We start from the raw sequence: 20774 nt of genomic DNA on the forward strand, positions 1-20774 counted from the left end.
TCCGACCGTCCAGCATTTGCCTACACAAAAAACAGCGAGGAATAATCCATGCTCGAAGTCATTAACGACTTCCTCTCAGGGAAAGTACTGATCGTGCTCATTGTCGGGCTCGGTAGCTACTTCACGATCCGCTCGCGTTTCGTTCAATTTCGTCACTTCTTCCACATGTTCGCGGTGTTCCGCGACAGCCTCAAAAGCAGTGCCGGGCAACTCAGCTCGTTCCAGGCCCTGATGCTCAGCCTCGCGGGCCGCGTCGGTGCAGGCAACATCGCCGGTGTCGGCATCGCCGTGACCCTCGGTGGGCCAGGTGCGGTGTTCTGGATGTGGGTGACCGCGTTGGTCGGCATGTCCAGCAGCTTCTTTGAATGCTCTCTTGGCCAGCTCTACAAACGCGCCGACGCCGACGGCACCTACCGTGGCGGCCCGTCCTATTACATCCAGCACGGTCTGCAGAAACGCTGGTTGGGCATGATCATGGCGTTCCTGCTGTTGATCACCTTCGGCTTCGCCTTCAATGGTCTGCAATCCCACGCCGTGACGCACTCGCTGAATAGCGCGTTCGGCCTCGACACCACCTGGACCGGCCTGGCCCTGGCGGTGTTGCTGGGTCTGGTGTTCATCGGTGGGATCAAGCGTATCGCCAAGGTCGCTGACCTGCTGGTGCCGGTGAAAACCCTGGTGTACATCGGCGTGACCATCTACGTGATCGTGCTGCAATTCGATCACGTACCCGCCATGCTGATGACCATCGTCAAAAGCGCATTCGGTCTCGATCAAGCCTTCGGCGGCCTGATCGGCAGCGCCATCGTCATGGGCGTGAAGCGTGGCGTGTTCGCCAACGAAGCCGGTTTGGGCAGTGCGCCGAACGTGGCCGCCGTGGCGTCGGTCGAGCATCCGGTGTCACAAGGCGTGGTTCAGGCGTTCAGCGTGTTCCTCGATACGTTCGTGATCTGCACCTGCACCGCGTTGCTGATTCTGCTTTCGGGCTTCTACACCCCGGGCTTCGAAGGCGACGGCATTGCCCTGACCCAGAACTCGCTCGCCGCTGTCGTGGGTGACTGGGGCCGGATGTTCATCTCCGTGGCACTGGCGTTGTTCGTCTTCACCTCGATTCTCTACAACTACTACTTGGGCGAGAGCAACCTGCGCTTCCTGATCGGTGAAAACCGCAAGGCGTTGATCGGCTACCGCGCACTGGTACTGGTGTTGATCTTCTGGGGTGCGATCGAGAACCTCGGCACGGTGTTCGCGTTTGCCGACATCACCATGACTCTGTTGGCGTTCGTGAACCTGATTGCGCTGTTCCTGCTGTTCAAAGTCGGCATGCGCATCATGCGTGACTACGATGACCAGCGCGCAGCCGGTATCAAGACGCCTGTGTTCGATTCGAGCAAGTTCCCGGACCTGGACCTGGACCTGAACGCCTGGCCAGCCAACCCGCCGGCCACCGCTGAAAAGGCTGAAGCTGAGCCGCAAGGCGTACCCGCAGCGCAACGCTGATGGGTAAACGACGAGCGCCTCCCCCGCGCCCGTCAGTTAAAGTGCATTACTTGTGGGAGCGAGCTTGCTCGCGATGGCGATATGTCAGACACCATTGTGTTGACTGTCAGTCCGCCATCGCGAGCAAGCTCGCTCCCACAATTATCTCTTGTGGAGACCTGCTCATGATTTCCAATACCTACCCTGCCGCCCAGCACGTCATGGTGCTCTACACCGGTGGCACCATCGGCATGCAAGCCAGTGCAAACGGCCTGGCCCCGGCGTCCGGTTTCGAAGCGCGGATGCGCGAGTATCTGACCAGCAACCCTGAACGGGTTGTACCGCAATGGCGATTTCGCGAGATGTCGCCGCTGATCGACAGCGCCAACATGAGTCCGGCTTACTGGCAGCAACTGCGTGAAGCCGTCGTCGACGCCGTTGATGTGCAAGGCTGCGACAGCGTGCTGATCCTGCACGGCACTGACACTCTCGCCTACAGCGCGGCGGCCATGAGCTTTCAGTTGCTCGGACTCAAGGCTCGCGTGGTGTTTACCGGCTCGATGCTGCCCGCCGGCGTGACCGACAGCGATGCCTGGGAAAACCTCAGTGGCGCCATGGTCGCCTTGGGCCAAGGCCTGGCGCCGGGCGTTCATTTGTACTTCCACGGCGAACTGCTCGACCCGACTCGTTGCGCGAAGGTGCGCAGTTTCGGTCGTCATCCATTCAAGCGACTGGAGCGTCAGGGCGGTGGCGTGAAGGCGACTGCTCTACCGGCACAACTGAACTACAACCAGAGTCAGCAACTTGCGAAAGTCGCCGTGCTGCCGTTGTTTCCCGGTGTCGGCGCCGAGCAACTGGATGGCGTGCTGAACAGCGGCATTCAGGGCCTGGTGCTGGAGTGCTACGGCAGCGGCACCGGGCCGAGCGATAACCCCGATTTCCTCGCCGCGCTTTCACGGGCACGGGACAACGGTGTGGTAGTAGTCGCGGTGACACAGTGCCATGAAGGTGGCGTCGAACTGGATGTTTACGAGGCCGGTAGCCGGCTGCGTGGCGTTGGTGTGCTGTCGGGCGGCGGCATGACCCGTGAAGCGGCGTTCGGCAAGTTGCACGGGTTGCTGGGAGCTGGTCTGAACACTGCTGAAGTGCGACGCCTGATCGAACTCGACCTCTGCGGCGAACTGAGCTGACACAACACATAACCCCTGTAGGAGCGCGGCATGCAACTTGCTGCGTTCCAGCCATCCCCAGGCTGGAAAATCCCATGCTCCACTCCCACCTCACCACCCTCAATGCCGTTTCCCTGGTGCTCGACACCTTCAAGGCTCAAGGCTTGTCCAGTGAGGCATTGTTAGCCAGAAGCGGTATCAGCGCGGCGGACCTGAGCCGGGCCGACACGCGCATCACCACCAATCAGGAGATGCAGGTCTGCGCCAACGCCGTCGCGCTCAAGCGAAACATCGGTCTGGAACTGGGTCGGCGCATGCACGTTTCGTCCTACGGCATGCTCGGTTATGCGCTGCTCACCAGTGCCACCTTCGGTGACGCTTTGCGTCTGGCAATGCGCTATCCGGCGCTGTTGGGAACACTTTTCGAGCTGAGCCTGGAAGAGGACGGCGAGCGCGTCTGGTTCGTCGCCGCCGATTACCGGGAAAACCCGGCGCTGGCGGTGTTCAACGCCGAATTCTGCCTGGTGTCGTTGAAAGTCATTTGCGACGACCTGCTCGGTCACCCGCTGCCGCTGCTGGCGGCTCGTTTCGAACATGTCGCCCCCGACTACGAAGCCTCTTACGCCGAGCCTTTCAATTGCCCGCTGCACTTCGGTGCGCGAGACAACGCCTTTGCCTTCGACAAACGTTGGCTTGACCATTCCTTGCCGCTCGCCGACGTCATCACCCATCAAGCCATGGCCGAACGCTGCCGCAAACAGAACATCGAGTTCACCGGGCGACAGGCGTGGCTGGGGCGGATTCGTCATCTGCTCAACGCTCAACTCAACGCAGCGCCGGGTCTCGAAGGCCTGGCCGAGCAGATGAATTGCTCGGCGCGAACCCTGCGTCGGCATCTCAAGGATCTGGGCTGCAGCTATCAGGAATTGCTGGATGAACTGCGCTTCGAACAGGCCAAGCAGATGCTGTGTGAAGAGCAGATGCCGATCTACCGGATCGCTGAAGCGCTGGGTTTCAGCGAGACCGCAAGCTTCCGCCATGCGTTTGTGCGCTGGAGTGGCGTCGCGCCTAGCCAGTTCAGGCCTTGATATGTGGCGAGGGAGCTTGCTCCCGCTGGTCTGCGCAGCCGAGCGGGACGGTGCGGCGATCCGACAAGCTCCCTCGCCACAGAGGGGCGAATTTCGGTCAGCTATTTTGGCCATATCAATCCCCTTTTGGCCTTTCCTGCCGTTCTACGAATCGCCGTTCGCCGCAAGACTGGAGCTAACCGAATCTGCCCTGCGGAGAACAAGAAATGCTGACGATCTACTCGGACGATCACCATCTGCACCACGGCCGTTGTGAATTGATAGACGGGCATCTCAAACCTTGTTTCGAGATGCCTTCGCGTGCCGATCACGTGCTGGCGCGGGTGCACAACCAGAACCTCGGCCCCGTTGAAGCACCGAAGGATTTCGGCCTCGACCCGATCGCGCGCATCCACAGCCGCGACTACCTCGACTTCTTCAAAGGTGCCTGGGCGCGCTGGACCGAATTCAACACGGACGGCGACTTGCTGCCCTACACCTGGCCGGCGCGAACCTTGCGTCGCATCAAGCCCACAAGCCTGCACGGTGAACTCGGTTATTACAGCTTCGACGGCGGCGCCCCGATCACCGCCGGCACCTGGCAAGCGGCGTACAGCGCGGCGCAAGTGGCGTTGACCGCTCAAGCGGAGATCCAGCGCGGCGCCCGCAGTGCCTTCGCGTTGTGCCGTCCACCGGGACACCACGCCGCCAGTGATTTGATGGGCGGGTATTGCTACCTCAACAACGCCGCCATCGCTGCACAAGCCTTCCTCGACCAGGGCCACAAGAAAGTCGCGATCCTCGACGTCGATTACCACCACGGCAACGGCACCCAATCGATTTTCTACGAGCGCAGCGACGTGCTCTTCACCTCAATCCACGGCCATCCGGAAGCCGAGTTTCCGTTCTTCCTCGGTTATGAAGACGAACTGGGCGAAGGTTCGGGCGAAGGTTTCAACTTTAACTACCCGTTGCCCGCCGGCAGCGGTTGGGATACCTGGAGCGCAGCACTCGAACAAGCCTGCGAGGAGATTGAAAAATACGGCGCCGACATCGTCGTCGTTTCCCTGGGCGTCGATACGTTCAAGGACGATCCGATTTCCCAGTTCAAGCTCGACAGCCCGGATTACCTGGCAATGGGCGAGCGCATCGCCAGGCTCGGCGTGCCGACGCTGTTCGTGATGGAAGGCGGTTACGCGGTTGAAGAAATCGGCATCAACGCCGTGAACGTTCTTGAAGGTTTTGAACGCGCTCAGTGAGGAAACAACCAAGTTCTTTTACCGGTGGTAATTATTTACCACCTTCCCTGCCCCGCCGTTTTCTACCTTCGATGCCACCGCCAGGATCGACTCATTCGTCCTGATCACCCGCACCGAAGGAAGAAAACCATGACAGACCACGCCCTCGACGACGGCGAAAACCATCCGCTGGTGGAGAAAAACCATCTGGTCAGTATCCCGCCGCCAGGCCAATTTCTATTGGGAGCAACTGCACTGGCTGTTACCGCTTAAAGCACTGGAAGGAAAATCAAACAGGAAGCGGGCATCGATGAGCGGGGCTATCAATACATTTGTTTAAACTTCATCACGCGCACCTTGAAAGACGCTCACCGGCCTTCGCGAATCCCCGCGGACATGCAGGAAATATTCGATCAACAAGCCGCCAGGCTTGAACAGAGCGCGGCCAGCGTCGAACAGGATCTTGGCCGAACCCGGGAATTCCCGGTGCACAGCTTGGGCGGGGAGCTACGTGCAGTCGCTGCGCAAATGCGCGAATCCGGCAAAAGCATGCGCGCGAGCCTCTCCAAACTGAGGAAGCCTACCCAGAGCATGCTTCGATGGATGCATGACAATGATCAGATCGACATCCGTCGAGACAATGGTCGGGACAGGACGGTTGAATATCTGCGAAAACTGTTTTTCGACCTGGAGCCGCCAACAGAAAACTGAGGTCGTAACGCTCAGGTTCGCCAAACACGCTCCAAGCGCCCGAGTGCTTCGCGAATGGCGGCTTCAGGCACCGCCGCGAAACCCAGGACCAGTCCGGCGCGCTGGTCCACTGGTTTTTGTGAATCCGGCAACCAGTAGCTACTCAGCGCACTGATCTCGACATCGACGCTGATGGCTTTTTCGATCAGCTCCTGCTCGCGGGCATGAGCGTCGACCGCTACCGTCAGATGCAGCCCCGCCGCGACATCGGGCAGGCTGCCGAGGCCGGCAATCCCTTGAGGCCAACCGGCCAGCAAGGTATTGCGTCGACTCAGCGCAGCTCGGCGCATACGACGGATATGCCGCTGAAAATGCCCGGTGGCCATGAACTCGGCCATCACCGCTTGAGTGCTGACTTCCGAGTGCCGGACGTCCACCGCTCGACGTTGAGAAAACGCCTGCGTCAGCGCCGGCGGCAAGACCAGGTAGCCCAGACGCAATGCCGGGAAGGCAACTTTGCCAAAAGTCCCGACGTACAAAACCCGCCCCTGCCGATCAAGCGCCGCCAACGGGGCCAGTGGCGCGCCGCTGTATCGGTATTCGCCGTCGTAGTCGTCTTCGACGATCCAGCCCTGGGTGCGCTCGGCCCACGCCAGCAATTCCAGACGTCGTGCCAGGCTCATCACCACGCCGGTCGGGTATTGATGCGAGGGGGTGACATAAGCCAGACGACAATCACCGAGCGCTGATAATTCGGCACAGTCGATGCCCTCGCTGTCCACCGCAACGCCATGCAAACGGGCACCCGCCACCGCGAAGGCATGACCCGCCGCCCGATACCCCGGATTCTCGATCGCCACCCCGTCGCCCGGCTCCACCAACAACTGTGCACAAAGGCTAATTCCCTGCTGCGCGCCGCTGGTGATCACAATTTGTTCAGCAGTGCACTGCATGCCACGGGAACTGCGCAAATAGGCAGCGATGAGCCCACGCAACCGCGCATCGCCGGCGGGATCGCCATAGCACAGCTGCTGTAGATCCGGTTTGCGCCAGAAAGCCGCATTCAGCTTGGCCCACACCTCGAAAGGAAACAGATCGAACGCGGGAACGCCCACCCGAAATGCGCGCGGCGGACCGCTCGGCGGCAGGGCCAAATGGTTCTTTTCAACGCGCCCCAACGCCCCGCTGTGGATAACTTTACTGGACGAAACCCCAGGTAAATCCAGCCAATTTGTGGATAAGGCTGTGGGTAAGCCTGTTGACAACCCTGTGGATACTTTTGTGGATAGTTTTTTTCCCGGCAATGCACGTTCCGGCAATTGGGCGACGTAAGTCCCGTCACCCACTCGCCCCTCGATGAACCCTTCGGCGTAAAGCTGATCGTAGGCGCGCACCACGCTATTGCGGGAAATTGCCAGCGCCGCCGCCAGATCCCGACTGGCGGGCAACCGAGTGCCGCTGACCAGTCGCCCATCGAGGACACGCGAGCGCAAGGCCTGGTACAGCTGACGACTCAGGCCCTGACGGCGATCAAGTTCGATACCCGCAGGGTTGAACGACAAGGAAAGCGGCACATCCGTCATGGCAATGGACCTATGAAATTGGTCGTTAATGGCTCTTACAACAGACCAATAGCCTGCCTAGGATGCAGGCATTCGCCAAGGAATTTTTCCATGTACAACCCAAGCAGCTTCGCCATCAAAGATCTGGACGACCTGCAGCAGCAGATCCTCGGAACACGTCTCGCCACGGTCGTTACCCACGGCGAGCAAGGCCTGCAAGCCAGTCATCTGCCGCTGTTGTTCAATCCTGACCAAGGTCCGAATGGCACCCTTTACGGTCACTTCGCCCGCGCCAATCCGCAATGGAAAGAACTGGAGAAAGGCGCGCAAGCGTTGGTGATTTTTGCGGGCGCCGATGCCTACGTGAGCCCCGGGTTTTATCCGAGCAAGGCCGAGCACGGCAAAGTCGTGCCAACCTGGAATTACCTCGCGGTGCATGCCTATGGCAGCGCGGAAATCTTCACTGATGCTGATCGCTTGCTTGATCTGGTAAGCGCGTTGACCGACCGTCATGAAGCCAGCCGCGCCCAGCCATGGAAAGTCGCCGATGCGCCTGCCGATTACATCGATGGCATGCTCAAGGCCATCGTCGGGTTTGCCTTGCCGATCCAGCGTCTGGAGGGCAAACGCAAACTCAGCCAGAACCGCAGCACCCCAGACGTCGCCGGTGTGCGTGAGGGGCTCGCCGCCAGCCCCGACGCGCGCGATCAGGCACTCGCCCACTTGATGCGTTAAGGAAACGGACATGAGTCAGATCGACATCCGCCAGGTCACCGCCGACGATCACGCCGCGTGGCTGCCACTGTGGCAAGGCTATCTGCGCTTCTACAACACCGAATTACCGGAGGCTGTGACCGACAGCACCTGGCAACGCATGCTCGACTCGAACGAACCGACCCACGCAGCCCTCGCCTGGGCCAACGGCAAGGCGGTCGGCCTGGTGCATTTCATCTACCATCGTTCGAACTGGAGCATCGAAAACTCCTGCTACTTGCAAGACCTGCTGGTCGCGCCCGAAACCCGCGGCACCGGCGTCGGTCGCCAGTTGATCGAGTTCGTCTACGCCACCGCCAAGGTTGACGGTTGCTGCAAAGTCCATTGGTTGACCCACGAAACCAATGCTACCGCGATCCAGCTCTACGAGCGCATCGCCGAACGCCCTGGCTTCATCCAGTTTCGCAAAGCCCTTTAAGGTTCAAGGAGAACAGCATGTCGACTTCACTCGCAGACTGGAAAGGCGTCCCTGCTCCCTCGGTGCAAACGATTGAAGGGCGCTTTATCCGTCTGGAAAAACTTGATCCGGCACGTCATGGCGACGGCTTGTGGAAAGCCCTGCAGGGCCCGGGTGCCGATCCGAAGCTCTGGGATTATTTACCGTACGGTCCTTTCCCGGAGCGCAGCGCTTTCAATGATTGGCTAAACAATCACGCTGCCAACAGCGACCCGTATTTCTTCAGCGTGATCGACCGTGCCAGCGGCGATGTGCAAGGCATTCTCAGTTTGATGTCGATCGTCCCGTCTCAGGGTCGTATCGAGATCGGCCACGTGACGTTTGGCGCGCCAATGCAGCGTTCGCCGAAAAGTACTGAGGCGATTTATCTGCTGGCCAGGGAGTCTTTTGCGCTGGGTTATCGGCGCCTAGAGTGGAAATGCAACAACGGCAACGCCCGCTCCAAGTATGCGGCGAAGCGGTTGGGTTTCAGTTTCGAAGGGGTGTTCCGCCAGCACATGGTGGTGAAGGGGCAGAACCGGGATACGGCGTGGTATTCGATTGTGGATTCGGAATGGCCGGTGGTTGGTGCTGGGTTCGAGCGGTGGTTGAGCGATGAGAACCAGGCGGGGACGGGGCAGGTGAAGACATTGGCCGAGTGCCGCGGGTAAGTAAGTGGCGTCTGGACTGACGCTTTCGCGAGCAAGCCCGCTCCCACACTGGATTTGTGTCGTTCACGAATCCCCTGTAGGAGCGAGGCTTGCTCGCGATGGGCTTCACGCCAATTTCTGGGCAAGCACCGCAATGTGCTCCGGCCCGATCCCGCAGCACCCACCCAAATGGCTGGCACCGCGCTCTTTCCAGTCAGCCGCCCATTGCAAGTATCCCGGCGGATCAAGATCCTCGCGCAGCGGGTCCAGACCGTCATTGGCCGTCGCCTCTTTCGGTTGCGGCGGGAAGGCATTGGCGTAGGCGCCGATGTGAATCGTCACCCCCAGACGCTCGAACGTTTCTCGCGCCGCATCAATCGCAGCACCGATCACTTCAGGCTGGCTGCAGTTGAACAACAACACCTCGACACCCAACTCGGCTGCCACCGCAGCGGCTTCAGCCACAGGTTCGCCGGAGCGTAAACGCGGCACTTCGTCCGTATCCTCATCCTTAAGGGTAAATGAGAGCCAGAACGGCTTGCCATCCTTCGGCAACCCGGCCTGAATCGCCCGTGCTTCAATGATCGAGCTTTGGGTTTCCGCCAGCCACAGATCGACATGGGGCGCCAAACCATCAACCAGCGGCGTCAGCAGTTCGGTCACCCGAGCCGCGTCGAACAGGTCCGGGCGATAGGAACCGAACAACGGCGGCAAGGAGCCCGCGACACGGACCAGTTTGCCCGAGGCATCCACCGCACGCCGCGCCAACTCACCGGCCAGCGCCGCCAGTGCTTGCCCTTCCTCAGCAAAACGCGCTTCGCCAATGTGAAACGGCACTACCGCATAGCTGTTGCTGGTGATCACGTTTGCACCGCTGTCGATATACGCCGCGTGCACTGCTTCCACGGCCTGCGGCGCTTCACCCAAGGCCAGCGCTGACCACTCGGGTTGTCGGAACGGCGCACCGCGGCGTTGCAACTCACGACCCATGCCGCCATCCAGAATCACTGTATTCACAACGCCCATATGCTTTTCACTCATATGCTTATGAAAATAACTCACTACCAGAGTCGTTCTTATAACTATTTAATACGCACCATCCGGTTAATCACAACCACTTTTTTATCAGGGCTCGACTGTGAAACTTAAATCGCTACTGGCCTTGGGCCTGACGATGCTGGCTGCCTCCACCCAAGCGTTCGGCGGCGCCACGCTGGACCGCATCGAACAAAAGAAAGAACTGGTGGGCGTGCTGATGGAAAGCTATCCACCCTTCTCGTTCCTCAATGACCAAAACCAGCTCGACGGTTTCGATGTTGACGTGGCCAAAGCCGTGGCGGACAAACTCGGGGTCAAACTGCGCCTCGAAACCCCGTCTTGGGACGTGATCGCCGCTGGCCGCTGGAGCGGGCGCTACGACATCTGCATTTGTTCCATGACCCCGAGCAAGGCTCGCGCCGAAGTCTTTGATTTCCCGGTCGAGTACTACGCCTCGCCGGCGGTGATCGTGGTCAATGCCAAGGACGACAGCATTCACAGCGCCAAGGACCTGAGCGGCAAGAAAGTCGGGCTCACCAGTGCTTCCAGCTACGAAAGCTACCTGAATAAAAACCTGGTGATCGAAGGCGCCGAAGACACGCAGTTGCAGTACCCGTTTGAAAACGTGCAGATCGCGCCTTACGACACCGACAACGTCGCGTTCCAGGACCTCGGTCTCGGCGCAGGCGTTCGACTGGATGCCGTCCTCACCAACCTCGTCACCGCGCAACCACGGCTGACGGAAGACAAGCGCTTCAAGCTTGCCGGCGAACCGCTGTATTCGGAGCCAAACTCGGTGGCCATCGAAAAAGGCGATGCGCAGTGGGACGCCAAGGTGCGTGACGTGTTCGCGCAACTGAAACAGGACGGCACCCTGAGCAAGCTCTCGCAAAAGTGGATCGGCGCCGACATCAGTCAATGACTTCTTTCCCGACACCCCCTCAGCCGCCGCAACCGGTGGCTGAGTCCCGCCTGCAACGGATCTTCGGTTTTCGCACGCGGCTGTACCTGACCTGGGCGGCGATGCTGGTTATGTTCGCCAGTTTCTTCCTGAGCTTCGACCTGAAGTTCTCGATCATCCTCGACAAACTGCCCAACCTGATCGGCCTGCACCTGGCGCCGAACGGCTTTCTGCAAGGCGCAGCGCTGACGCTGTTTTTGTGCCTGTGCTCCATCGTCGTGTCGTCACTGCTGGGCTTCATCACCGCCATCGCGCGACTGTCGAAAAGCGCAGTGGCCTTCGGCATTGCGAGTTTCTATGCGTCGTTCTTTCGCGGTACACCGCTGCTGATCCAGATCCTTCTGATCTACCTCGGCCTGCCGCAACTGGGCATCGTGCCCGGTGCCGTCGCCGCTGGCATCATCGCCTTGTCGCTGAACTACGGCGCCTACCTCAGCGAAATCTTCCGCGCCGGCATCCTCGGCGTCCCCCACGGCCAACGCGAAGCATCGCTGGCGCTGGGCATGCGCGAAACCGTGATCTTCTGGCGCGTCACCCTGCCTCAAGCCATGCGCACCATCATTCCGCCGACCACCAATCAATTCATCTCGATGCTCAAGGACTCATCACTGATCTCGGTGATGGGGGTGTGGGAAGTGATGTTTCTGGCGCAATCGTATGGTCGGTCGAGCTATCGCTACATCGAGATGCTGACGACCGCGGCGGTGATTTACTGGGCGCTGTCGATTGGGCTGGAGCTGATTCAGGCGAGGATGGAGCGGCATTATGGGAAGGCGTATTTGAGTCGTAGTTAGTGGGAAGTTCGCGGCCTCAACTGAAATCACGCCGAATCCGCATGACGCCCATTTTCAAGCCAAACGGTCTGAACACCGCGCGGCACGGTATTGGCGGATAGCCTTTGATTGTAGGAAAAGCGCCCTTTTGCAGATGAGTTGTAGGTAACCGCTACGGTATCGCATCGGCATAAACCGCCATTGCAAGACAGCCAAGACTTTTTCCACAAAACGATCCGACAATACCCGGGCTGCGTGCCGGAACCGACTGACATCCGCAAAATCAGCTGCCTTTTAGAGTTTGGCCTCCTGTCAAAAGAGGCCTGACTCAATGCCCGTTCAACACAAATATCGACCCAAACACCTCGCTCTTTCGATAGCGCTTACCGTTGGCTGCGCTGAATTTGCGGTTGCCCAGCAAACAGGTGCCGATCCATCTGCTGCGCCTTTTGAAACGTCAGAAGACCTGATTGCGAAACTCGATTCGTTCATCGGAGCTGCCGATACCAAACTCACTTCGATCAACAAAATCGCTGAGTGGAAAGCTCTGCAACTGGATGATCGTAACGATCTGATCAGCGTGCTTTCCGGAGGGGGCCTTACCAAACGGCTGGACGGTGGTGGTGGCAACAATGTCATCCAGCTCGATCACGCTAAAGGGGGCACTCTGGGTGAAACCCGAAATTTTGTCGGACTGGATATCAAACAGGGCACGTGGACCCTAAATGGCGCCAAAGACTCCGGAGACTTCCAAATCGGGGCCCTGGTCCACCCCAAAGCGATGGTCACCAACAATGGATATATCGAAGGGGGCGCCGTCGCTCAAGGTGCTTTGGTAAACAACGGCGTCATTGGTGGAGGCGTCGAGGTGTACCCTTCAGGCACCTTCAGTGGCGGGGGGCGGGTTGGAAGGCTGGACGTGCACGGCGGACTTCTCGTCAACCGACAGCTTGGCGCGCCGACAGTGGCCGGTGATTTGAAGATGTCCGCGACTGCCGTTCTGACCTATGAACTCAACCCTGACGGTCCGGGCGAAACGATCAAAGTCGACGGCACTGCGAGCCTCGATAATGCGACCCTGAAAATCGTCGCGGCATCGGGTGAATATCCGCTGACCAGACAGCACACCATCATTTCTGCGGTAAAAATCGTAGGCGAGTTCGGTTCGGTGCTCAACAACCTGGCCTTTATGACGCCCAACCTGAATTACGACGACGAAAAGGCTGTCGTCCTGACTTACGCTCGTAATGGCGTGCCGATCGGAAGCGCCGCAACCACCGATAGCGCTCATGAACTTGCAGACGTTATTGAAGAAATCAGAAGCAATCCAGCCGCCACCCCGAATGCCGCCGTCGCTGCTTTGCTTGGGTCCGACATAGCTACCGCCACCTACGCCCTGGAAATTCTGGCCGGCGATAGCAACGCCAACCTCGCCAAGGCAACCTTGAACAGCGACGGCCCGATCGGCGCCACCCTGCTCTCGGCCATGCGCCAACTCGATAACGCCGATGTTTCTTACAATCAGAACAGCGCGCCTCGTCTGGCGGCGGGAAACGAAGCCAAAGGAAGAGTCTGGCTCCAGGCGCTTGGCCACAGCGGGAAACTGAGTCGCGACTATGACCCACTGCAACACTCCACTGAAGGATTGTTACTGGGCGCCGACTGGCAGGTCAGTGAGCATTGGCGGCTGGGTGTGATGGGCGGCAACTCCCGCACTCGCCAGAAAAGCAGAGAACTCGACGGCGATCTGGACAGCTGGCATCTAGGCGCTTACGCCCTGCGCCAGGAAGGGCCGATGTCGTTGCGCCTGGGCGCGACACACAACCGCCACGACGGAAGCAGTGCGCGCCGGGTCGAATTCTACGGTTTCAAGGATCGCCCCAAGGGGCATTACGAGGCCAATACTCAGCAAGCCTTCGCAGAAGTCGGCTACAACCTGGGCCGCGCGAACGTCAGCATCGAGCCGTTTGCCAGCGTCGGATATCAACGTTATCAACGCGATAGTTTCACGGAAAAAGGTGGCGATGCTGCTCTGAAAGTCCACGGGCAATCCGAGGAAAACGTCAACAGCACATTCGGCCTGCGTCTGGCGAAGCTCAATACGCTGGGAAACGGTATGCAACTGACTCCGCGCTTTAGCGCTGGCTGGAAACACACGTACGGCAAGGTATATACCGAAACCAGGCAACGCCTTGTCACCGGTGGCAACGACTACAGCGTCTACAGTGCGCCGCTGGATCGGGACAAACTGATGGTCGATGCGGGCGTGGACCTGAGACTTTCCGCACGCAATACGCTCGGCGTCGGTCTCACGGGTGAAATGGGCAGCGATAGCCGCAGTCATGGCGTAATGGGTCAGTGGCGGATGGCGTTCTGATCAACCACTGACTCACCACCATCCCTTTGGGAGCGGGCTTGCTCGCGAAGGCGATGTGTCAGTCAACAACCATGTCGACTGATACTCCGCTTTCGCGAGCAAGTCGGATCGCTGCACCGACGCTCCCACAATGGATTTTCTGCGGGCGAAAAAAAGGGGAGCACATGCCCCCCCGAGGTTTAAAGCGGTGTATCGAGGCTGTTAACTCAGCCCTCGATCTCGATCAGGATTTCGCCCGGATTGACCCGGTCGCCCTTGGCCACGTGGATGGCGGTGACCTTGCCGGCGATGGCCGCCTGGACTTCGGTTTCCATCTTCATCGCTTCAGTGATCAGCACAGCCTGGCCGGCTTTCACAACATCGCCTTCCTTGACCAGTACGTCGACGATGTTGCCCGGCATGGTGGTGCTGACGTGACCCGGTGCAGTGGCTTGCTTGCGCTTGCTGCTGCCGCCGCCGACGAATTCGTTGAGCGGTTCGAACACCACTTCTTCCGGCATGCCGTCGATGGACAGGTAGAAGTGACGCTTGCCTTCAGCCTTGACGCCGACACCGGTGATGTCGACGCGGTAGGTTTCACCGTGGACGTCGATCACGAACTCGGTCGGCACACCTTCGCCACCGGCGGAGGCCACGCCGCCCGCTTCAGGAATCGGCAGCAGCACTTCTGGAGTGAGGGTGCCAGCAGCACGCTCTTCGAGGAATTTGCGGCCGATGTCCGGGAACATCGCGTAGGTCAGCACGTCCTCTTCGGACTTGGCCACTGCGCCAATTTCGGCACGCAGCCTGGTCATTTCCGGCTTCAGCAAATCCGCTGGACGGACGTCGATGACTTCTTCGCTGCCGATCGCTTGGCGACGCAGTTTTTCGTTCACGGTGCCCGGCGCTTTGCCGTAGCCGCCTTGCAGGTAAAGCTTCACTTCGTTGGTGATGGTCTTGTAGCGCTCGCCAGCCAGCACGTTGAAGAACGCCTGAGTTCCGACGATTTGCGAAGTCGGGGTCACCAGCGGCGGGAAGCCGAGGTCTTCGCGAACACGCGGGATTTCCGCCAGCACTTCGGCCATGCGGTTCAGCGCGCCCTGCTCTTTCAACTGGTTGGCCAGGTTGGAAATCATCCCGCCCGGCACTTGGTTGACTTGCACGCGGGTGTCGACGGCGGTGAATTCACTTTCGAACTGGTGATACTTTTTGCGCACGGCGTAGAAGTACAGGCCGATCTCTTGCAACAGCTCCAGGTTCAGGCCGGTGTCGAATTCGCTGCCTTTAAGGGCAGCGACCATCGACTCGGTACCCGGGTGGCTGGTGCCCGAGGCGAAGCTGGAGATTGCGGTGTCGATGTGATCGGCGCCGTTTTCGATGGCCTTGAGTTGGCACATGGTGGCCAGGCCAGCCGTGTCGTGCGAGTGGATGAACACCGGCAGCGACTGCTCGGATTTCAATGCTTTGACCAACTCGCCAGTGGCGTATGGAGTCAGCAGGCCAGCCATGTCCTTGATCGCCACCGAGTCGCAACCCATGGCTTCCATCTGCTTGGCTTGCGCGACGAACGCGTCGATGGTGTGCACCGGGCTGGTGGTGTAAGCGATGGTGCCTTGGGCATGTTTGCCGGCGGCTTTCACCGCTTCGATGGCCACGCGCAGGTTACGCACATCGTTCATTGCGTCGAAGATGCGGAACACGTCGATGCCATTGACCGCAGCCTTGGCGACGAAAGCCTTGACCACATCATCGCTGTAATGACGGTAGCCCAGCAGGTTCTGGCCACGCAGCAGCATTTGCAGGCGCGTATTAGGCAACGCCGCGCGCAATTGGCGCAGACGCTCCCATGGGTCTTCTTTCAAAAAGCGTACGCAGGCGTCGAAGGTCGCGCCGCCCCAGCATTCCAGCGACCAGTAACCGACTTTGTCGAGCTTGTCGCAGATCGGCAGCATGTCTTCGGTGCGCATGCGGGTCGCAAGTAGCGATTGGTGGGCGTCGCGCAGGATCGTGTCGGTTACGTGGATACGCTTTGTAGGTAAAGAGTTAGTCATTAGAGTATTCCTCACAGGCCTGCGTGGGCGGCGATGGCGGCGGCGATGGCCAGGGCCAGCTCTTCGGGTTTGCGCTTGATCGAGTAGTTGGTCAGTTCAGGATGGCTTTCAACGAAGCTGGTGTTGAACTGGCCGCTACGGAATTCCGGGTTGCGCAGGATTTCCTGGTAGTACGCGGCGGTGGTCTTGACCCCTTGCAGACGCATGTCATCAAGGGCGCGCAAGCCACGGTCCATCGCTTCTTCCCAGGTCAGCGCCCACACCACCAGTTTCAGACACATGGAGTCGTAGTACGGCGGAATGGTGTAGCCCGTATAGATCGCCGTGTCCGTGCGCACGCCGGGGCCGCCGGGCGCGTAGTAACGGGTGATCTTGCCGAAGCTCGGCAGGAAGTTGTTTTTCGGGTCTTCGGCGTTGATCCGGAACTGCAGCGCAAAACCGCGGTGCTGGATGTCTTCCTGTTTCACCGAAAGCGGCAAGCCGGACGCGATGCGGATCTGTTCACGCACAATGTCGATGCCGGTGATTTCTTCGGTGATGGTGTGTTCCACCTGCACCCGGGTGTTCATCTCCATGAAGTACACCGCGCCCTCGGCGAGCAGGAACTCCACGGTGCCGGCGTTCTCGTATCCCACCGCCTTGGCTGCACGCACCGACAGGTCGCCGATGTAGGCGCGCTGTTCCGGGGTCAGTTGCGGGCTCGGGGCGATTTCGATGAGTTTCTGGTTGCGGCGCTGGATCGAGCAGTCACGCTCGAACAGGTGCACCACGTTGCCGAAGCTGTCGCCGAGGATCTGCGCTTCGATGTGTTTTGGATTGACGATGCATTTTTCAAGAAACACTTCCGCGGAACCGAATGCCTTGGTGGCTTCGGAGATCACGCGGGGGAAAGCCTGTTCGAGTTCTTCGCGGCTGTTGCAGCGACGGATGCCACGACCGCCACCACCAGAGGTGGCCTTGAGCATGACCGGGTAACCGATGCGGTCACCTTCAGTCAGCGCTTCGGCGATGTCCGCGACGTTGCCTTCGGTCCCCGGAGTGACCGGCACGCCGGCCTTGATCATGCTGCGGCGGGCTTCGGTTTTGTCGCCCATGCGGCGAATGACTTCAGCCGATGGACCAATGAATTTTATTCCGCGCTCTGCGCAGATGTCGGCCAGTTCGGCGTTTTCCGAGAGGAAACCGTAGCCGGGGTGCAACGCATCACAACCGGTTTCCACGGCCAGGTTCACCAGCTTGCGCGGGTTCAGGTAACCGGCCAGCGGGTCGGCACCGATGCTGTGGGCCTCGTCCGCACGCTTTACGTGCAAGGCATGACGGTCGGCGTCGGAGTAAACCGCGACCGAGCGGATGCCCATCTCGGCGCAGGCACGCACGATTCGTACGGCAATCTCACCACGGTTGGCGATCAGGATCTTTGTTATCACTTGGAGTTTCCCTTGAGCCGGTGGTACCCACGACCTGCTAGACCAGGTCGACGCGTGACCAAATGTTTCAATTTAGTCGCAGCACCACACTAGCCCCCGCAAGGGATTAACAAAAATGAATAATAATTGGGCTAGCCATAAGCAAAGACTTATAGTTGATACATCAGTTTTCGGCGGGAGCCTCCTGGAAATGCGTAAGTCATTGATGCGTATGACATTGCGTCAACTGCAGATCTTCAATGAGGTTTGTGATTTGCGTTCCTACAGCCGCGCGGCGGAAGAAATGTCGCTGACACAACCTGCCGTGAGTCTGCAGATTCGTCAACTCGAGGAGCTGATTGGTCAGCCGCTGTTTGATTACGTCGGCAAAAAACTCTACATGACGGAAGCCGCCGAGGCCCTTCAGCGTGCGAGTCGAGACATTTTCGGACGCCTGGAAAATCTCGACATGCAGCTGTCGGACATGCAGGGATCGTTGCAGGGCCAGCTGAAACTGGCGGTGGAATCCAGCGCCAAGTATTTCGTGCCGCACCTGTTTGCCGCGTTCAAACGCCAGCATCCGGAGGTGAACCTGCAACTGACCGTGGTCAATCGGGGGCAGGTGATTCGGCGGCTCTCCGACAACCGCGATGACCTGGTGATCATGTCCATGGTGCCGCAAGATATGGGGCTGGAATTTCTGCCATTCCTCAACAACCCGATCGTGGCCGTGGCGCCACCGGATCATCCGCTGTGCCATATGGGGCCGTTGCGGCTGCAGGACCTTGAGCCTTACACGCTGCTGCTCCGCGAACCCGGCTCGGGAACGCGAATGGCGTGTGAAGAGTACTTCAAAGAGAAACGTGTGCACTTCAACCAGACCCAGGAGGTCGCATCGGCCGAAGCGCAGCGTGAATGTGTGCTGGCGGGTCTGGGCGTTGCGCTGTTGACGCGCCACGCCCTGAACCTGGAATTGGCCACCGGCGGCTTGATCGAATTACCGGTCGAAGAGCTGCCGCTGTTTCGCAGTTGGTGCCTGGTGCAGGCGAAGGCCAAACGGCTGTCGCCGGTGGCCCACGCATTCCTTGCGTTTATCCGCAGCGAACGGGTGCAGATCAGCGCCCTGGTTGAGCGGTTCGACGGGAAGTTGCGGGAACTGCCTGCCAGTAGTTGAGTTCCAGCTCGGGAAAGTCACCGATCTCGGCCAGCAGCTGGCGGCGCTCGCAGCGATCTTCGATGGCACGGCGAAATTCCATGCGGCGCTGGTCTTCTTGCTGACGACGGGTTTTGACGGCGCTGTTGCGTTCTTCGTAGGGCAAGGCCATTTCGAGTCTCCCAAGGCGAGTACGGGAGTTATAGGATGGGCGTGCGGGATGACGGTTTGGAGGCTTGCGCGTTACAGAACGATGAAACTCGGAGACTGACCGCATACCTGTGGCGAGGGAGCTTGCTCCCGCTCGGCTGCGCAGCAGCCGTAAATAGCTTGATGCGATAGATCTGGAATACCACTGTGGATGGTTTTTGGGGCCGCTTCGCTGCCCAGCGGGAGCAAGCTCCCTCGCCACAATTTCCGCCAAAATCAATCGTCGAGGGCTTTCACCGATTTGGGCGATAGCCGCAAGCTGCGAAGGCTGCGTTTGACGCTCTTGAGGTGGTTGACCAGGCTCGGCCCGCGCGCCATGGCCACGCCCATCGCCAACACATCGATCACCACCAGGTGGGCGATACGCGAGGTCAGCGGCGTGTAGATTTCGGTGTCTTCGTGAACGTCGATCGCCAGGTTGACGGTCGATAGCTCAGCCAACGGCGTCTGGCTCGGGCACAAGGTTATCAGCGACGCGCCGCTTTCGCGCACAAGATTCGCGGTAATCAACAGATCCTTGGAACGCCCGGACTGGGAAATGCATATCGCCACGTCGGTAGGCTTCAACGTGACCGCCGACATCGCCTGCATGTGCGGGTCGGAATACGCCGCTGCCGTCAGCAGCAAACGGAAGAACTTGTGCTGGGCATCGGCCGCCACTGCACCCGAGGCACCGAAACCATAGAACTCGACACGTTGAGCCTGAGACATGAGCGACACCGCGCGCTGCAATTCCACCGGATCGAGCTTCTCGCGAACCTCCATCAGCGTGTGCAACGTCGTGTCGAAAATTTTTAAACTGTAGTCGGCAACCGAATCATCTTCATGGATCGCAAACTGGCCAAAGCTCGCACCGGCCGCCAGACTCTGCGCCAGCTTCAGTTTCAGATCCTGAAACCCGGAACAACCAATGGCGCGGCAGAACCGCACGATGGTCGGCTCACTGATGCCCACGTTGTGGGCCAGGTCGGCCATGGAACTGTGCATCACCGCCGCTGGATCAAGCAGCACGTGGTCGGCGACCTTGAGCTCCGACTTGCGTAACAGGTGGCGTGACTGGGCGATGTGTTGCAGCAGATTCAAGGGGCTGGACTCTTTGTTATTGGCAGGCGCCGGGGATGTAGCAAGCTTGTAGTTATACTACATGAATTGGCTTTTTGCCTGCTCAATGCGTAACCGAATCCCTCGTTTTCAGGCGTTCGCGCTCCATGTAGCACTCGTTGCCAGAGCTTTCGCGCAACCGGAGCAAACCCTTAGGGCTACAAACTACCCCTGATCGACCTATTCGAAGTTTCGGAGCTTAGTTGCTAGCAACACATAAAGATCAAACACGCAAACTTACAAATACAACTAACACACCTCTTCCCAAAACAACTCCATCTCCTTACATTGATTGTGCAGGACGCAATCAAACTAATTACAGGAGTTACATACTATGAGCATTAAAACCAAGAACTGGGTTGCACAGATCGACCGCATGCCAGGCGCAGCTTCCTTCCGCACCTATGGCACCGTAACCGTTGCAAATGCAGGCATTTCGCCAAAACTGGTAATGACTGCCATTCAAGACAAATCCTTCGATCTGCGACTTGAATTGAAACTTGAAGCTTCCGATGAAGTTGCTCTGCAAGTTGAAACCGACAAGTTTGTTGAATACAAAGCAATGGGTGATTCCAACGTTACCGGCGTCAGTATTTTCTATCAAGGCAAACTGCTGCACCATATTGATGACGTTCTAATTACCAACTAATAAGTCATCAA

At 59.1% G+C, this 20774-nt stretch carries 20 protein-coding genes; 14 read left to right on the forward strand and 6 right to left on the reverse strand.

Translation table 11 applies throughout. The annotated features are described in order from the left end of the window. The first annotated feature begins 48 nt into the window (after positions 1–48). From ACYZT9_RS00575 to ACYZT9_RS00600, 6 genes are all read left to right on the forward strand, one after another. The gene (locus tag ACYZT9_RS00575) at positions 49–1500 is read left to right on the forward strand and encodes an alanine/glycine:cation symporter family protein (protein WP_462008095.1); all 1452 of its coding nucleotides are present in this window, start codon (positions 49–51) and stop codon (positions 1498–1500) included. A gap of 164 nt (positions 1501–1664) precedes the next feature. After that, entirely contained in the window at positions 1665–2669 is a 1005-nt protein-coding gene (locus ACYZT9_RS00580) for an asparaginase (RefSeq protein ID WP_462008096.1), read from the forward strand. A gap of 74 nt (positions 2670–2743) precedes the next feature. Then, positions 2744–3736 carry an AraC family transcriptional regulator gene (locus ACYZT9_RS00585; RefSeq protein WP_462008097.1) on the forward strand — a complete coding sequence of 331 codons (993 nt, stop codon included), beginning with the start codon at positions 2744–2746 and terminating at the stop codon, positions 3734–3736. 206 nt (positions 3737–3942) lie between these two features. Next, positions 3943–4974 carry a histone deacetylase family protein gene (locus ACYZT9_RS00590; RefSeq protein WP_462008098.1) on the forward strand — a complete coding sequence of 344 codons (1032 nt, stop codon included), beginning with the start codon at positions 3943–3945 and terminating at the stop codon, positions 4972–4974. Between the two features lie 129 nt (positions 4975–5103). Next, a complete protein-coding gene (locus ACYZT9_RS00595) occupies positions 5104–5226 on the forward strand; it encodes a hypothetical protein (protein ID WP_462008099.1) in 123 nt (40 codons plus the stop codon). 123 nt (positions 5227–5349) lie between these two features. After that, positions 5350–5664: a hypothetical protein gene (locus ACYZT9_RS00600; protein ID WP_462008100.1), complete on the forward strand. Its 315-nt coding sequence runs from the start codon at positions 5350–5352 to the stop codon at positions 5662–5664. Between the two features lie 11 nt (positions 5665–5675). Here ACYZT9_RS00600 and pdxR read toward each other — a convergent pair whose 3' ends face one another. After that, positions 5676–7226: a MocR-like pyridoxine biosynthesis transcription factor PdxR gene (pdxR, locus tag ACYZT9_RS00605; protein WP_462008101.1), complete on the reverse strand. Its 1551-nt coding sequence runs from the start codon at positions 7224–7226 to the stop codon at positions 5676–5678. 90 nt (positions 7227–7316) lie between these two features. Between pdxR and ACYZT9_RS00610 the strand changes: the two genes are divergently transcribed. From ACYZT9_RS00610 to ACYZT9_RS00620, 3 genes are read left to right on the forward strand one after another with little or no spacing between them, the layout of a single operon-like run. Further along, on the forward strand, positions 7317–7940 hold the full coding sequence (locus tag ACYZT9_RS00610) for an FMN-binding negative transcriptional regulator (RefSeq protein ID WP_462008102.1): 624 nt from the start codon (positions 7317–7319) through the stop codon (positions 7938–7940). Between the two features lie 10 nt (positions 7941–7950). Then, a complete protein-coding gene (locus ACYZT9_RS00615; protein ID WP_462008103.1) occupies positions 7951–8397 on the forward strand; it encodes a GNAT family N-acetyltransferase in 447 nt (148 codons plus the stop codon). A gap of 17 nt (positions 8398–8414) precedes the next feature. Continuing rightward, positions 8415–9086, forward strand: coding sequence for a GNAT family N-acetyltransferase (locus ACYZT9_RS00620; RefSeq protein WP_462008104.1), 672 nt, complete (start codon positions 8415–8417; stop codon positions 9084–9086). Between the two features lie 105 nt (positions 9087–9191). On the opposite strand, the gene ACYZT9_RS00625 is transcribed toward ACYZT9_RS00620, so the two are convergent. Then, positions 9192–10091 carry a homocysteine S-methyltransferase family protein gene (locus ACYZT9_RS00625; protein WP_462008105.1) on the reverse strand — a complete coding sequence of 300 codons (900 nt, stop codon included), beginning with the start codon at positions 10089–10091 and terminating at the stop codon, positions 9192–9194. A gap of 112 nt (positions 10092–10203) precedes the next feature. Between ACYZT9_RS00625 and ACYZT9_RS00630 the strand changes: the two genes are divergently transcribed. The 3 genes from ACYZT9_RS00630 (at position 10204) to ACYZT9_RS00640 (ending at position 14214) form a co-directional block, all read left to right on the forward strand. Next, a complete protein-coding gene (locus tag ACYZT9_RS00630; protein ID WP_462008106.1) occupies positions 10204–11025 on the forward strand; it encodes an ABC transporter substrate-binding protein in 822 nt (273 codons plus the stop codon). Beyond that, positions 11022–11858 (forward strand): amino acid ABC transporter permease, encoded by an 837-nt coding sequence (locus tag ACYZT9_RS00635; RefSeq protein ID WP_462008107.1) that lies wholly within the window; start codon positions 11022–11024, stop codon positions 11856–11858. Before ACYZT9_RS00630 ends, ACYZT9_RS00635 begins: the two co-directional genes overlap by 4 nt. Before the next feature lie 310 nt (positions 11859–12168). Then, the gene (locus tag ACYZT9_RS00640; protein ID WP_462010294.1) at positions 12169–14214 is read left to right on the forward strand and encodes an autotransporter outer membrane beta-barrel domain-containing protein; all 2046 of its coding nucleotides are present in this window, start codon (positions 12169–12171) and stop codon (positions 14212–14214) included. Positions 14215–14420: 206 nt separating this feature from the next. Here the strand turns inward: ACYZT9_RS00640 and oadA are convergent, their stop codons facing one another. After that, a complete protein-coding gene (gene oadA / locus ACYZT9_RS00645) occupies positions 14421–16244 on the reverse strand; it encodes a sodium-extruding oxaloacetate decarboxylase subunit alpha (protein WP_462008108.1) in 1824 nt (607 codons plus the stop codon). An 11-nt stretch (positions 16245–16255) separates the two neighbouring features. After that, positions 16256–17671: an acetyl-CoA carboxylase biotin carboxylase subunit gene (locus tag ACYZT9_RS00650; protein WP_462008109.1), complete on the reverse strand. Its 1416-nt coding sequence runs from the start codon at positions 17669–17671 to the stop codon at positions 16256–16258. A 190-nt stretch (positions 17672–17861) separates the two neighbouring features. On the opposite strand from ACYZT9_RS00650, the gene ACYZT9_RS00655 reads away from it, so the two are divergent. After that, entirely contained in the window at positions 17862–18824 is a 963-nt protein-coding gene (locus ACYZT9_RS00655) for a LysR family transcriptional regulator (protein WP_461982826.1), read from the forward strand. On the opposite strand, the gene ACYZT9_RS00660 is transcribed toward ACYZT9_RS00655, so the two are convergent. After that, complete coding sequence (locus ACYZT9_RS00660; protein WP_462008110.1) at positions 18766–18975, reverse strand: PA3496 family putative envelope integrity protein; 210 nt, start codon at positions 18973–18975, stop codon at positions 18766–18768. The genes ACYZT9_RS00655 and ACYZT9_RS00660 overlap by 59 nt on opposite strands. 254 nt (positions 18976–19229) lie before the next feature. Next, positions 19230–20096 (reverse strand): transcriptional regulator HexR, encoded by an 867-nt coding sequence (hexR, locus tag ACYZT9_RS00665; RefSeq protein ID WP_008156648.1) that lies wholly within the window; start codon positions 20094–20096, stop codon positions 19230–19232. A gap of 352 nt (positions 20097–20448) precedes the next feature. Between hexR and ACYZT9_RS00670 the strand changes: the two genes are divergently transcribed. Beyond that, entirely contained in the window at positions 20449–20763 is a 315-nt protein-coding gene (locus ACYZT9_RS00670; protein WP_462008111.1) for a hypothetical protein, read from the forward strand. Positions 20764–20774 lie beyond the last annotated feature (11 nt).

This window comes from Pseudomonas sp. ZT5P21 (assembly GCF_054897785.1).